Annotated in this window: 14 protein-coding genes; 13 read left to right on the top strand and 1 reads right to left on the bottom strand. The window is 69.6% G+C overall.

Features of this window, described 5'->3' with window-relative positions; translation table 11 throughout:
* Window positions 1–4 precede the first annotated feature (4 nt).
* The 5 genes from J9315_RS16835 to J9315_RS16815 all read left to right on the top strand — a co-directional run bounded on the left by J9315_RS16835 (window position 5) and on the right by J9315_RS16815 (window position 5,112).
* Entirely contained in the window at window positions 5–301 is a 297-nt protein-coding gene (locus J9315_RS16835) for a sarcosine oxidase subunit delta (RefSeq protein ID WP_211978442.1), read from the top strand.
* Window positions 298–3,264 (top strand): 2Fe-2S iron-sulfur cluster-binding protein, encoded by a 2,967-nt coding sequence (locus J9315_RS16830; RefSeq protein ID WP_211978441.1) that lies wholly within the window; start codon window positions 298–300, stop codon window positions 3,262–3,264. Before J9315_RS16835 ends, J9315_RS16830 begins: the two co-directional genes overlap by 4 nt.
* Complete coding sequence (locus tag J9315_RS16825; protein ID WP_211978440.1) at window positions 3,257–3,886, top strand: sarcosine oxidase subunit gamma family protein; 630 nt, start codon at window positions 3,257–3,259, stop codon at window positions 3,884–3,886. The genes J9315_RS16830 and J9315_RS16825 overlap by 8 nt, the downstream gene beginning before the upstream one ends.
* 2 nt (window positions 3,887–3,888) lie before the next feature.
* Entirely contained in the window at window positions 3,889–4,734 is an 846-nt protein-coding gene (gene purU, locus J9315_RS16820) for a formyltetrahydrofolate deformylase (protein WP_198500180.1), read from the top strand.
* Between the two features lie 123 nt (window positions 4,735–4,857).
* The gene (locus J9315_RS16815; RefSeq protein ID WP_211978439.1) at window positions 4,858–5,112 is read left to right on the top strand and encodes a glutaredoxin domain-containing protein; all 255 of its coding nucleotides are present in this window, start codon (window positions 4,858–4,860) and stop codon (window positions 5,110–5,112) included.
* 61 nt (window positions 5,113–5,173) lie between these two features.
* On the opposite strand, the gene J9315_RS16810 is transcribed toward J9315_RS16815, so the two are convergent.
* A complete protein-coding gene (locus tag J9315_RS16810) occupies window positions 5,174–6,097 on the bottom strand; it encodes an IclR family transcriptional regulator (RefSeq protein WP_211978438.1) in 924 nt (307 codons plus the stop codon).
* A 179-nt stretch (window positions 6,098–6,276) separates the two neighbouring features.
* On the opposite strand from J9315_RS16810, the gene J9315_RS16805 reads away from it, so the two are divergent.
* From J9315_RS16805 to J9315_RS16770, 8 genes are all read left to right on the top strand, one after another.
* On the top strand, window positions 6,277–6,858 hold the full coding sequence (locus J9315_RS16805; protein WP_198500183.1) for a dihydrofolate reductase family protein: 582 nt from the start codon (window positions 6,277–6,279) through the stop codon (window positions 6,856–6,858).
* A gap of 137 nt (window positions 6,859–6,995) precedes the next feature.
* Window positions 6,996–7,979 carry an ABC transporter ATP-binding protein gene (locus J9315_RS16800; RefSeq protein WP_211978437.1) on the top strand — a complete coding sequence of 328 codons (984 nt, stop codon included), beginning with the start codon at window positions 6,996–6,998 and terminating at the stop codon, window positions 7,977–7,979.
* Window positions 7,976–8,848 carry an ABC transporter permease gene (locus J9315_RS16795; protein ID WP_211978436.1) on the top strand — a complete coding sequence of 291 codons (873 nt, stop codon included), beginning with the start codon at window positions 7,976–7,978 and terminating at the stop codon, window positions 8,846–8,848. Before J9315_RS16800 ends, J9315_RS16795 begins: the two co-directional genes overlap by 4 nt.
* 10 nt (window positions 8,849–8,858) lie before the next feature.
* Window positions 8,859–10,100: a sensor histidine kinase gene (locus J9315_RS16790; protein ID WP_198500186.1), complete on the top strand. Its 1,242-nt coding sequence runs from the start codon at window positions 8,859–8,861 to the stop codon at window positions 10,098–10,100.
* The gene (locus J9315_RS16785; RefSeq protein WP_198500187.1) at window positions 10,093–10,725 is read left to right on the top strand and encodes a response regulator transcription factor; all 633 of its coding nucleotides are present in this window, start codon (window positions 10,093–10,095) and stop codon (window positions 10,723–10,725) included. Before J9315_RS16790 ends, J9315_RS16785 begins: the two co-directional genes overlap by 8 nt.
* 138 nt (window positions 10,726–10,863) lie before the next feature.
* Entirely contained in the window at window positions 10,864–11,658 is a 795-nt protein-coding gene (locus J9315_RS16780; RefSeq protein WP_249120956.1) for an ATP-binding cassette domain-containing protein, read from the top strand.
* A gap of 143 nt (window positions 11,659–11,801) precedes the next feature.
* Window positions 11,802–11,966 (top strand): hypothetical protein, encoded by a 165-nt coding sequence (locus J9315_RS16775; protein WP_171006963.1) that lies wholly within the window; start codon window positions 11,802–11,804, stop codon window positions 11,964–11,966.
* 88 nt (window positions 11,967–12,054) lie between these two features.
* Complete coding sequence (locus J9315_RS16770; protein WP_211978434.1) at window positions 12,055–12,237, top strand: hypothetical protein; 183 nt, start codon at window positions 12,055–12,057, stop codon at window positions 12,235–12,237.
* Window positions 12,238–12,245 lie beyond the last annotated feature (8 nt).

The raw sequence follows: 12,245 nt of genomic DNA, 5'->3' as shown, positions 1-12,245 counted from the left end.
TGCCATGCTGCTCATCACCTGCCCGAACTGCGGGGCCCGCGACGAATCCGAATTCGCCTACGGAGGTCAGGCGCACGTGCCCTACCCGGAGGATCCGTACGCGCTCACCGACCGCGAATGGGCCGAATACCTCTTCTATCGCGACAACGACCGCGGACTCTTCGCCGAACGCTGGTGCCACAGCCTCGGCTGCAGGAAGTGGTTCAACGCGGTCCGCGACACCGTGACCTATGACTTCGCCGCCGTCTACCCGATGGGACAGCCGCGGCCCGCCGAATTCGAAGGAGGCCTGAAGCGATGACCTCGACGCACACCGACTCTCACGCGGACTCCCACACCGAGACCCGCACCGGCTCGGACCCCGCGACCACCGCGACCGCGCAGCGCGAGCGCCTGCCGCACGCGACCGGCATCGACCGCACCCGGCCGCTGACCTTCCGCGTCGACGGTCGGACCTATACCGGGTTCGCCGGGGACACGATCGCCAGTGCCCTCATCGCCGCCGGCCGCCTCGACTGCGGGAACTCGACGTACCTCGACCGGCCTCGGGGAATCCTGGGCGCCGGGGTCGAGGAGCCCAACGCCCTCGTCCGCGTCCACGCCCCCGACGACGCCGAGGTGGCCGAATCGATGCTCCCGGCGACCCGCGTCCTCATCCGCGAGGGCATGGAGGCCGACTACCTCTCCGGGCTCGGCATCCTCGACCCCGGCCGCGACGACGCCGTCTACGAGCACACGCACACCCACACCGACGTCCTTGTCGTCGGTGCCGGTCCCGCCGGGCTCGCCGCCGCCCGGGAGGCCGCGAAGTCAGGGGCCCGCGTCCTCCTCCTCGACGACGAACCCGTCCCCGGCGGGGCGCTCCTCGCCGCTCCCGCGGAGGTCATCGACGGGGTGCCGGCCCCGGAGTGGGTCACCTCGACCCTCGCCGAGGCGACCGCCGCCGAGGAGTTCACGTACGTTCCCCGCACGACCGTCTTCGGCAGCTACGACTCGAACTACTTCGTCGCTCTCGAGGACCGCACCGGCGCCGAGGCGGGACCCCGGCAGCGCGTGTGGCACATCCGGGCCGGTCAGGTCGTGCTCGCGACCGGAGCGCACGAACGTCCCATCGTCTTCGCCGACAACGATCGTCCCGGCATCATGTTCGCCTCCGCCGTGCGGACCTACCTCGGTCGTTACGGTGTCGTCGCCGGGCAGCGGGTGGCGATCGCGACGACGAACGACTCCGCCTACGACCTCGTCGGTGACCTCGCCGCCGTCGGAGTCGAGGTCGTCGCGGTCATCGACTCCCGCGCCACCGCCTCGGCGCGGGCCTCCCAGGTCGCCGTCGACACCGGTGTGCGCCTCATCCTCGGCGCCGCGGTCACCGGGACGGCGGGCGAGGGCCCGGCCGGACGGATCTCGGGGATCACCGTGTCCGCACTCGATGACGACGCGGTCGCCGCACCCGGCGGCGAGGACATCGCCGTCGACCTCCTCGCCGTCTCCGGCGGCCACTCGCCGGTCATCCACCTCCACGGTCAGCGGCGCGGACCGATCGCCTGGGATGCCGACATCGCCGCCTTCGTGCCCACCGCCCCCGTCCGCGACCAGGCCACGGTCGGGGCGATGACCGGGGACTATGCGCTCGCCTCGGCGCTGCGGCAGGGCGCGGAGGCAGGCCATGCCGCAGCGGCGGCCACCGGCTTCGACGCGGAGCTGACCATCCCGCGCCCCGACACGCCCGACACGACCCCCGGACCTCATCGACCCCTGTGGGCGGTGACTTCGGCCGAGGATGATCCCGGCGCGCTGACCACGCACTTCGTCGACTTCCAGCGCGATCAGAGCGTCGCCGACATCCTCCGGGCGATGCACGCGGGCATGCGCTCGGTCGAGCACATCAAGCGCTACACGTCGATCTCCACGGCCAACGACCAGGGCAAGACCTCGGCGGTCAACACGATCGGGACGATCGCCTCGGTGCTCGGGGAGGACAACCTCGGCGAGGTCGGCCACACGACGTTCCGCGCGCCCTTCACCCCGGTCGCGTTCGCGGCGCTGGCCGGGCGGCGCAAGGGGGAGCTCTTCGATCCCGCCCGGGTGACCTCGATCCATCCGTGGCACGTCGCCCACGGGGCGGAGTTCGAGGACGTCGGGCAGTGGAAGCGGCCGTGGTACTACCCGCAGCCGGGCGAGGACATGGACGCCGCGGTGCTGCGCGAATGCCGGGCGGTGCGGGAGTCCGTCGGGTTCCAGGACGCGTCGACGCTCGGCAAGATCGAGATCCGCGGCACCGATGCCGGGCGGTTCCTCGGGCGGATCTACACGAACGGGTTCGCCAAGCTCGGGGTCGGCAAGGCCCGCTACGGACTCATGTGCACCCCGGACGGGATGATCTTCGACGACGGCGTGACCCTGCGCGTGGCCGAGGACCGGTACTACATGACGACGACGACCGGCGGGGCCGCGAAGGTCCTCGACTGGCTCGAGGAATGGCACCAGACGGAATGGCCCGAGCTCGACGTCGTCTTCACCTCGGTGACGGAGGAATGGGCGACCGTCGCCGTCGCCGGGCCGAAGTCGCGGGAGGTCATCGCCCGGGTCGCCCTCGACCTCGACGTGTCCAATGAGGCGTTCGGCTTCATGGAGTTCCGGCACACGACGCTGGCGAACGGGATCCCGGCGCGGATCTGCCGGATCTCGTTCTCCGGTGAGCTCGCGTTCGAGATCAACGTCGAAGCCTTCTACGGGCTGGCAGTGTGGGAGATGGTCGCCGAGGCGGGAGCCGAGTTCGACATCACCCCGTACGGCACGGAGACGATGCACGTGCTGCGCGCGGAGAAGGGGTTCATCATCGTCGGGCAGGACACCGACGGGACGGTCACCCCGGCCGACGCCGGGATGGAGTGGATCGTCTCGAAGGTCAAGGACTTCATCGGCAAGCGCTCGTACACCCGCGTCGACACCGCGCGGGAGGACCGCAAGCACCTCGTCGGGGTGCTCCCCGTCGACGGGACGACACGGCTGATCGAGGGCGCGCAGCTCGTCGCCGCGGACACCCCGATCACCCCGGAGGAGGGACCGGTGCCGATGATCGGGCACGTCACCTCGTCATATCTGTCCCCGGCTCTGGACAGGCCGTTCGGGCTCGCGCTCGTGGAGAACGGTCGGAACCGCCTCGGCGAGATCGTCCGATCACCGCTCGGTGACACGGTCATCGACGTCGAGATCACCTCACCTGTGTTCTACGATCCGGAAGGAGACCGGCGCGATGGCTGAGACCACCGACACCGTCCTCGAAGACCTGCGGGTGTCCCCGGCCGCCCACCTCGCCGAGGCGATGGCTGAGGCGAGCACCGCCGAGGTGGGGTTGCGGGAACGTCCCTTCGCCGTCCAGATCGGCGTGCGCGCAGTGCCGGGGACCGCCTCGGCGCGGGCGATCGAATCCGCGCTGGGGATCACTCTGCCTGAGGCGGTCGGGGAGGTGACCGGGGACGCGGCCGGGCGGCACACGCTGTGGCTGAGCCCCGACGAATTCCTCACCGTCGACGTCGCGGCCACGCAGCGCCCGGGGGAGACCGACGCCGCCGAGGCCGCGCTCGAGGGACTGCCCGGGCAGGTCGTCGAGCTCTCGGCCAACCGGACGATCCTCGAGCTCACGGGGCCACGGGCCCGGACCGTGCTCGAGAAGAGCTGCCGCGCCGACCTCCACCCGCGGGCGTTTCCTGTCGGGACGGCGATCGTCACGCAGCTCGGGCCGGTGCCCGTCCTCCTCCACCGGTCGGGGGAGGAGGAGTTCCGCGTGCTGCCGCGCTCGAGCTTCGCCGACTTCATGGTGCGGTGGCTGCTCGACGGGATGGCCGAGTTCACCGGGGCTTCTAACCACGATCGGAAGGGCTGAGCATGCCGGAATACGTCCTCTCCCTCGAATGCGATGAGCGTCGGGGAATCGTCCACTCACTCACCGGGGCGCTGCTCGAACACGGCGGTGACATCAGGGAGCTCAAGCAGTTCGACGACGCGCTGAGCAGGCGGTTCTTCCTCCGCGTCGAGTTCGAGCTCGAGACTGAGGCGCTCGAGGATCTGCGCAGTGAGATCGAGGCGGTGGCCGGGGACCTCGATGCCTCGTGGAACCTCTGGCCGAAGGGGGAGAAGCGCCGAGTCCTCATCATGGTCTCGAAGTTCGAGCACTGCCTCAACGACCTCCTCTTCCGCGCCCGGATCGGGGAGCTGCCCGTCGAGATCGCCGCGGTCGTGTCGAACCATCCCGACCATCGGGAGCTCGTCGAATGGCATCACGTGCCGTTCTTCCGGATCCCCGTGACCGCGGAGACGAAACCGGAGGCCGAGGCCAAGCTGCTCGACCTCGTCGACCGGTTTGAGATCGACCTCGTCGTCCTCGCCCGGTACATGCAGGTCCTCTCCGACGATCTGGCCCGTGAGCTCACGGGGCGGGCGATCAACATCCACCACTCGTTCCTCCCCTCGTTCAAGGGGGCGAAGCCCTACCACCAGGCGTACGAGCGGGGAGTGAAGACCGTGGGCGCGACCGCCCACTTCGTCAACAGCGAGTTGGATGAGGGGCCGATCATCGCCCAAGCCGTCACCGAGGTCGACCACGCCTTCGGTCCGCAGGATCTCGTCGCAGCCGGCCGGGACACCGAATGCAAGGCACTCTCGAACGCTGTGCGCTGGCACTGCGAGGGCCGGGTGTTCCTCAACGGAAAGCGCACCGTCGTCCTCCGGTGAGGGGTGGGACGGGGTGGGTCGCGGTGCGTCGGGTCCGGCGGGCGGAATAGTCAGGCCGCGGCTGCGGTTCGCATGAATGCGCCGGTCGACTCCGGCGGGAGCGCCTCACACGAAAGGTCGAGCATGGCTGAGAACACGATCACGATGTACGGAGCGGAATGGTGCGGCGACTGCCGGCGCACGAAGAAGCAGCTGACCGAGCTCGGCATCGACTTCGATTACGTCGATCTCGTCGCGGAGCCCGAGCGGGCCGACGACGCGAAGGCGATCTCGGGTCGGACGAACATCCCGGTCGTCGTCTACCCCGACGGCTCCCACCAGGTCGAGCCGACCAACCCCGAGGTCGAAACCAAGCTCAAGGACCTCGCTCTGCTCTGAAGTCCGCACCGAGACCGCCACTTAGCGCCGAGACTGACACTTCTGACCGTCGGTCTCGGCGCTAACTGTCCGTCTCGGCGGACGAGGACGAGCTCCCCGGTTCCGCGTCGGCGGCGAGCGCCTCGGCGATGATCTTCGCCTCCCGGCGGAGCAGGGCGACGAGGTGCTCGACCCGCTGACCGGTGACGCGATCGGCGATCGAGGCGATCGACAGGGCGGCGCGCGGGCGCTCCCCGCGAACCTTGAGTGCGACTCCCACCGCCCACGACCCCTGCGCGAACAGTCCAGGGTTGTGGACGAAGCCGTCGATGCGGGCCTGGTCGATGATGTCGCGGAGCTGGTCGATGCGGACCTTCGGATAGCGCTGCGCGAGGATCTGCTCGTTCGCCGCGAACAGGGCGTCCACCTCGGCGCCGGGAAGCTCCGCCATGATCGCGAGACTGCCGGCTCCGATGCCCAGCGGATGCCGGTCGCCGACGGCGAGGGCGTTGTTGAAGATCTCCCCGAAGCCCTCCTCGCGCCGCGCGCAGATCGAATAGCTGCCGGTGCGCAGGGTGAGGAACGCGGTGTCCTGGGTGATCTCGGCGAGCCTGAGCAGACTCGACTCGGACTCGATGACGAGGGGATCGACGGACTTCTGCGCGAGCTGCCCGAGGATCTGCGACTGCACGCCGAGGCGGTACCCGCCCTCATCGAGGCGCTCGACATAGCCCATCGCGATGAGCGCCTGGAGCATCCGGTGGACGCTCGCCTTCGGCCGCCCGCTGATCGAGGCGATCTCCGACAGGCTCGCCCCGGTCTTCCCGTCGCTGGCCAGCAGACCGACGAGTCCCAGGAGCGAGAGCGCCCGCTGGATGCTCTGCGCGCCGGTGCCCGGCTCGAGGTCATCGACGGCATGGGCGACGTTGAACGAAGCGGACCGGCGCAGGATCTTCCCCCGCATCTTCATCCGCCCGATGTCCTCGGGATCCACGCCAGTGACCATGATCCGATTATCGCGCGCCGAGGTGGTCCCACCACGGAAAATCCATGATGTGGAACCTCGGCGACGGCAGAGCGGACAGTGCTCGTCGTGCTGCCCCGCACCCCTATCGCCGAGGCGGTTCGAGGGCTAGTCTCGAACCACTCGACAACCACATGCACCGCTGCATTGGGAGGACCACCATGACCGCCACCTACACGTTCGACGTGTTCAGCAGCCTCAACTCACGCGCCACCGTCTCCGAGGAATCCGACTGGGGCGGCTACTGGGGCAAGCAGGGTCCCGAACTCCTCGAGGAGCGCCTCGGCGAGTACTCCGGTGACCAGCGGCTCGTCCTCGGGGCGAACACGTACCGGGCGTTCGCCGCGATGATCGCCGCGGCCGGCGAGGACTCCGAGGTCTTCGACCCGTGGGTGACCGAGATGCGCAACCTCCCGACCACGGTCATCTCGAACACGCTGAGCGAACCGCTCGACTGGCCCGACGCAACCCTCGTGCGCGGCGATGCCGTCGAGGTCGTCACCCGGCTCAAGGAGAGCTCCGATGTGCCGCTGCGCTCACACGGCAGCCTCGCGATGAACCGCGCACTCATGGACGCCGGGCTCGTCGACCGCCTGCAGGTGACGATCTTCCCCGCCCTGACCGGCCGCACCGGAACCGAACCGATCTTCGACGGCGCCGAGGACTTCGACCTCGAACTCCTCTACTGCCGCACCCTCGACGGACGCACCCAGGAGCTCATCTACCGGCCCCACCTGCACTGAGCGTCTCACCTGCACTGACAGCGGGAGGGCGAGCCGCCTCGGCGCGGTCGTGACCGCTCGTGTCCACCGATCGGGGGACAGCGGTCGTCCACTGCTCGGGCGTTTCGGACGGATCGCGGTGCGCCGAGGATGGAACCATGGCTCACGCAATCACCGCCCGAGACCTCGTCCGGACCTACCGGCGACCCAAGCAGGACCCGTTCAACGCCGTCGACGGGATCGACCTCACGATCGGCGTCGGCGAGTGCTACTGCCTCCTCGGACCCAATGGGGCAGGGAAGTCGACGACGGTCAACATGCTCGACGGGGCCCTGAAGCCGACGTCCGGGGAGATCTCCGTCCTCGGATTCGTCCCCTACGGCGCTCCCGCCGCGTTCCGGTCCCGCATCGGCGTCGTCCTCCAGGAGGCCACCGACGGCTCCCACTTCACCGTGGCCCAGACGATGCGCCAGCTCGCGCACATCTACCCGCATCCGGCCGATGTCGACGAGCTCATCGCCGCCGTCGGCCTGACCGAGAAGGCGAACGACAAGGTCTCCCGTCTCTCCGGTGGGCAGCGCCGCCGCCTCGACGTCGCTCTGGGGCTCGTCGGTCGCCCGGAGATCCTCTTCCTCGATGAGCCGACGACCGGATTCGATCCGGTCTCGAGACGGCAGTTCTGGGACCTCATCCGCAGACTCCACGGCGACGGCACGACGATCGTGCTCACGACGCACTACCTCGACGAGGCGGAGGCGCTCGCCGACCGCATCGGGATCATCAACCACGGAGTGCTCATCGATGAGGGAGCTCCTGAGGACATCGGCGGACCGCTCGCGCGCATGCCCCGCGTGCACTGGGTCGACGAGACCGGCGCCGACCGCGTCGAGCGCACAGCGACCCCGACGGCCCTCGTCGCGTCGCTGACCTCGCCGAACACGGCGGAGATCCCCGGTCTGCGGGTGGTGCGGCCGAGCCTCGAAGACGTCTACGTCGAGCTCATCGGCGGCGCCGATGACGGCACTGCTGACGGTGTCGACAGCCCTGCGAGCGGCACTGCCGGCACCGCCTCGGCGGCACCGACCGATCGATCACCCGAGACGGCAGATTCCCCGACCACCGAGGCAAGGAGCCGACGATGAACCGACAGCACACCGCCGAGGTGGACCGACCGTCCGCGACCACGATCAGTCCCCAGTGGCGTCCGCCGGTGTTCGCGCTCGGCTGGCAGCGGACGAAGATCGAGATCGCCGTCCTCGCTCAGGACTATCTCTCCCTCTTCCTCGTCCTCTTCTTCCCCGCCCTGCTCATGCTCCTCTTCGGCGCGATCTTCGACGATATGCCGCCGCTGCCCGGCCCCGACGGACAGACTCTGTCCGTGGCCCAGACCTACCTGCCCGGACTCCTCGCCGTCGGCGCCGCGCTCAGCGGCTTCCAGAACCTCACGGGCTACGTCGCCGTCGACCGCTTCAACGGCACCATCCGCCGGCTCTCGGCCACCCCGCTGCCGGAGGTCAGCTACTTCCTCGGCAAGATCGGCATGACCCTCATCCTCGTCATCATCCAGAGCATCCTCCTCCTGCTCGTCGCCACGCTCGTCTTCGATGCGTCACTGCCGACGGACCCGCTGCGCTGGGCCGTCATCGTCGGCGTCATGCTGCTGTCGACGGCGGCCGGGGCCGTGCTCGGGATCGCTCTCGCCTCGGTCGCAAGAACCGAGCAGGCCGGTGCCACCCTCGCCGTCGTCCCGACGATGGTGCTCTCATTCATCTCCGGCGTCTACATGCTGCCGAGCCTCCTGCCGGACTGGCTGCTCGGCATCTCCGCGGTCTTCCCGCTGCGATGGACGGCCGTGGGACTCCAATACGCGTTCCTGCCCGAGTGGGCGTTCGACGCCCCGGAGATGAAGACCGCCGACCCGTGGCTGGGCGTCGGCATCATCGCCGCGTGGTTCGTGCTCGGACTGATCCTCGCGATGAAAACCTTCAAATGGAAGCAGAATGGCTCATAAGCTCAGTGGTATGGACAGCGCAGAGGATCTCCCGGCGCGGGCCGACCTGCACGCCGTGGGCGGTGCCTCGGTCGTCGAGACCTCTGCGCGCTGGTGGCACCTGGCGTTCTATCTCTGCTTCGCGGGCACCGCGGTCTTCTACGCCGTCGTCATCCCCTGGCCTGAGGCGCTGCTGGCGCTCGCCCCCTTGGCCGTCATCGTCGTCGCCTACTCGGTGCTCGTCATTCCCGACTGGCCGCCGCCGAACCGCGGGCGCGCCTATGTCCTCATCGTCATCGTCTGCTTCGTCGTCGCCACGATGCTGACTCCCTACGGCGCCTTCATGTACTTCTTCGCCCTCGGCCACATCTGGATGTTCTCCGGCGGACTGCGCGAAGTGGTCATCGCCTTCATCGTCCTCGCCGCGGGACTCACCGCGGGGATCGGCATCCGCACCGGAGGTCTCGATCCCGTCGATGTCTTCCTCCAAGTGGTGGTCCCGTGCGCGGCGAGCTTCGCCATGGGGCTGTGGATCGATCGGATCATCAGGCAGAGCGAGGACCGTGCCGAGCTGCTGCGGACGCTGCGGCGCACCCAGGACGAGCTCGCCCGCGCCCATCACCTCGCCGGGGCGGCGGCGGAGCGGGAGAGGGTCGCCCGCGACATCCACGACACCCTCGCGCAGGGCTTCACCTCGATCGTCCTCCTCTCCGAAGCCGGACTCGACCAGGTGCGCCGGCCCGCCGAGGCGGAGGCAACCCTGCGCGCGATCCGTCGGGTCGCCCACGACAACCTCGGCGAGGCCCGAGCGCTCGTCCAGTCCGGCCAGCAGCGGTGGGACGACTCCGCGTTCCTCGGGGCGCTCGAGCGCACATGTGCCCGAGCGCAGACGGTGAGCCCCGGCCGGATGGAGGTGCGGGCCGTCATCGACCAGTCCGCGACCGGACTCGACGTCAATGAGAAGATCATGGTCCTCCGCGGCCTCCAGGAGGCACTGGCGAACGTCCTCAAGCACGCCGAGGCCGCCTCGGTGACGGTGACCTTCACCGCTGATGAGGACACAGCGCGCCTGAGCGTCAGCGACGACGGCATCGGCTTCGATCCCGCCGCCGACCGGGGCGCGACCGACGGACACGGCCACTTCGGACTGCCCTCGATGCGGCAGCGCGCCGCCGAGATCGGCGCGGACCTCGCCATCGCCTCCCGGCCCGGGCAGGGCACCCGCCTCGACATCACGGTCGCGCGCACCGGAAGTGAGGACGGACATGCCTGATGTGCGAGTGATCCTCGCCGACGATCATCCGGTCGTGCGCAGCGGCCTCGTCGCGCTGCTGGCCGCGAAGGACGGCATCGACGTCGTCGCCGAGGCGGGTGACGGGCAGGAATGCCTCGCCGCGGTGGCGCGCCTGAGCCCCGACGTCGTGCTCATGGATCTGCGGATGCCCCGCCTCGACGGGGCCGCGGCGACCGCGGCGATCACCTCGGCGCATCCGGCGACGAAGGTCGTCGTCCTCACCACGTACGACGAGGACGCCGACATCGTCCGCGCGGTCGAGGCCGGTGCGGTCGGCTATCTCCTCAAGGACAGCGGTGCCGACCAGATCGTGCGTGCGGTGCGGGCTGCCGCGCGCGGGGAGACGGTGCTCGCGCCGCGGATGGCGACGACCCTGATGAACCATCTGCGCGCGCCGTCCGGGCCGGCGCTGTCACCGCGGGAGATCGAGGTCCTCGGCGGGGTCGGCGAGGGATTGAGCAATGCCGAGATCGGCAGGCGCCTCCACATCACCGAGGCGACGGTGAAGACCCATCTCGTGCGCGCGTTCGCGAAGCTCGGCACGCAGGATCGGACGCGCGCGGTGCTCGAGGCGATGCGGGCTGGGTACCTCCCCGGACCGTAAGGTCGCGGGCGGGGTCGGTGCCGCCCGCCGAGCCTTCCATCCACGATGCGGAACACGATCGCGGAAACGGTCGACCGCCTCGGCGATCGTCGGTCCTAGACTCGAACCGACCGTGACCGGACGATGAAAGGCGGCGCCGTGGCCGAAGCAGTCCTCGATCTGCGCGCAGTGACGTTCCGGCGCGGGGCGACGAAGATCCTCCACGGCATCGACCTGCGGATCGAGCGCGGCGAGCACTGGGTGCTGCTCGGGCCGAACGGGGCAGGGAAGTCGACGATCCTCTCGTTCGCCGGCGCCCAGGTGTTCCCGACCTCGGGGACCGTCGACGTCCTCGGGCAGCGGATGGGCCGGGTCGAGCTCGCGGCCCTGCGCCGGCACATCGGCCACGTCAATCCGCGCCATCCGCTGCGGTCGAACCTGCCCGTCCGCGACGTCGTCCTCACCGGTCTGACCGGGACGATCGAGCGACCTCTGCGCTGGGAGCCGACCGCCTCCGACCTCGCGCGCGCCGCTGCGATGCTCGCCGAGGTGGGGCTGACCTCCCGTGCCGACGCCGGGTGGCAGGTGCTGTCCCAGGGGGAGCGGGGTCGCGCTCTCGTCGCCCGGGCGCTCATCGCCGACCCCGAGCTCCTCCTCTTCGACGAGCCGACCACCGGACTCGATGTCGCCGCCCGCGAGCAGCTGCTCGAGACGATCGATGCCCTGTCGGTGACCTCGCCGGAGCTCACCACGCTGCTCGTCACCCATCATCTTGAGGAGATCCCCGAGACGACCTCGCACGCCGTGCTCATCTCCCGCGGCAGGCTCACGGCCGCTGGACCGATCGACGCGGTGCTCACCACCGAGGCGGTCTCGACGGCGTTCGAGCACCCGATCGCGGTCGGGCACGCCGACGGACGCTGGTCGGCGCGAACGGTGCGGGCGCGAGTGTGACGACGCTCCCTGCCTGACGACGCGGCTCACCTCTCGGCACGACCCGCGGCGATCCGACAAGGGGTCTGGCCAAGCCGGCCGCGGACGGGCAGACTGTGGGCACGGGCATGCTCAGCCCGACACGCAAGGGAAGTGAGGACGCCATGGGACACCACAAAAACAACGACGAACTCCGCGAAGAGCGCTTCGAGCAGGAGCAGCACCGCCAGGATCTGCGCGACGAGGTCTTCGCCGAGACGGACGGCGACGTCGACGACTCGGGTTCGCAGGATGAGCGCCGCAAGGAGGGGCTGCCGGCAGAGGAGTGACTGACGTCCGCCCCGGGGTGGGTCACCTCGGGGCGGGTCACCCCGCAGCGCATTGCGGCCGGCTGCCGCGGCGACCTAGGCTGGACTCATGAAGATGAGCACAGTCTGGAGCGTCGTCGGCGCGGTTCTCGCGATCATCATTGCCTGGTGGCTCGTCAATGCCGTGTTCTCGATCGCCTGGTTCCTCGTCAAAGCCCTCATCGTCGTCGCGGTCGCGACCGTCGTCTACGCCTTCCTCAAGGGCGCATTCCGCGCGAAGGACCGGCAGTAGCCGCACCC

The sequence above is a fragment of the Brevibacterium sp. W7.2 genome (genome assembly GCF_018137945.1).
Lineage (GTDB): Bacteria > Actinomycetota > Actinomycetes > Actinomycetales > Brevibacteriaceae > Brevibacterium > Brevibacterium sanguinis.
This window is presented reverse-complemented; position numbering and strand designations above follow the sequence as displayed.

What these genes read in the sequence shown, in the direction of transcription:
- J9315_RS16835 (WP_211978442.1), top strand. Translation starts at nt 5, where the DNA reads ATGCTGCTCATCACCTGCCCGAACTGCGGGGCCCGCGACGAATCCGAA.
- J9315_RS16830 (WP_211978441.1), top strand. Translation starts at nt 298, where the DNA reads ATGACCTCGACGCACACCGACTCTCACGCGGACTCCCACACCGAGACC.
- J9315_RS16825 (WP_211978440.1), top strand. Translation starts at nt 3,257, where the DNA reads ATGGCTGAGACCACCGACACCGTCCTCGAAGACCTGCGGGTGTCCCCG.
- purU (WP_198500180.1), top strand. Translation starts at nt 3,889, where the DNA reads ATGCCGGAATACGTCCTCTCCCTCGAATGCGATGAGCGTCGGGGAATC.
- J9315_RS16815 (WP_211978439.1), top strand. Translation starts at nt 4,858, where the DNA reads ATGGCTGAGAACACGATCACGATGTACGGAGCGGAATGGTGCGGCGAC.
- J9315_RS16810 (WP_211978438.1), bottom strand. Translation starts at nt 6,097, where the DNA reads ATGGTCACTGGCGTGGATCCCGAGGACATCGGGCGGATGAAGATGCGG.
- J9315_RS16805 (WP_198500183.1), top strand. Translation starts at nt 6,277, where the DNA reads ATGACCGCCACCTACACGTTCGACGTGTTCAGCAGCCTCAACTCACGC.
- J9315_RS16800 (WP_211978437.1), top strand. Translation starts at nt 6,996, where the DNA reads ATGGCTCACGCAATCACCGCCCGAGACCTCGTCCGGACCTACCGGCGA.
- J9315_RS16795 (WP_211978436.1), top strand. Translation starts at nt 7,976, where the DNA reads ATGAACCGACAGCACACCGCCGAGGTGGACCGACCGTCCGCGACCACG.
- J9315_RS16790 (WP_198500186.1), top strand. Translation starts at nt 8,859, where the DNA reads ATGGACAGCGCAGAGGATCTCCCGGCGCGGGCCGACCTGCACGCCGTG.
- J9315_RS16785 (WP_198500187.1), top strand. Translation starts at nt 10,093, where the DNA reads ATGCCTGATGTGCGAGTGATCCTCGCCGACGATCATCCGGTCGTGCGC.
- J9315_RS16775 (WP_171006963.1), top strand. Translation starts at nt 11,802, where the DNA reads ATGGGACACCACAAAAACAACGACGAACTCCGCGAAGAGCGCTTCGAG.
- J9315_RS16770 (WP_211978434.1), top strand. Translation starts at nt 12,055, where the DNA reads ATGAAGATGAGCACAGTCTGGAGCGTCGTCGGCGCGGTTCTCGCGATC.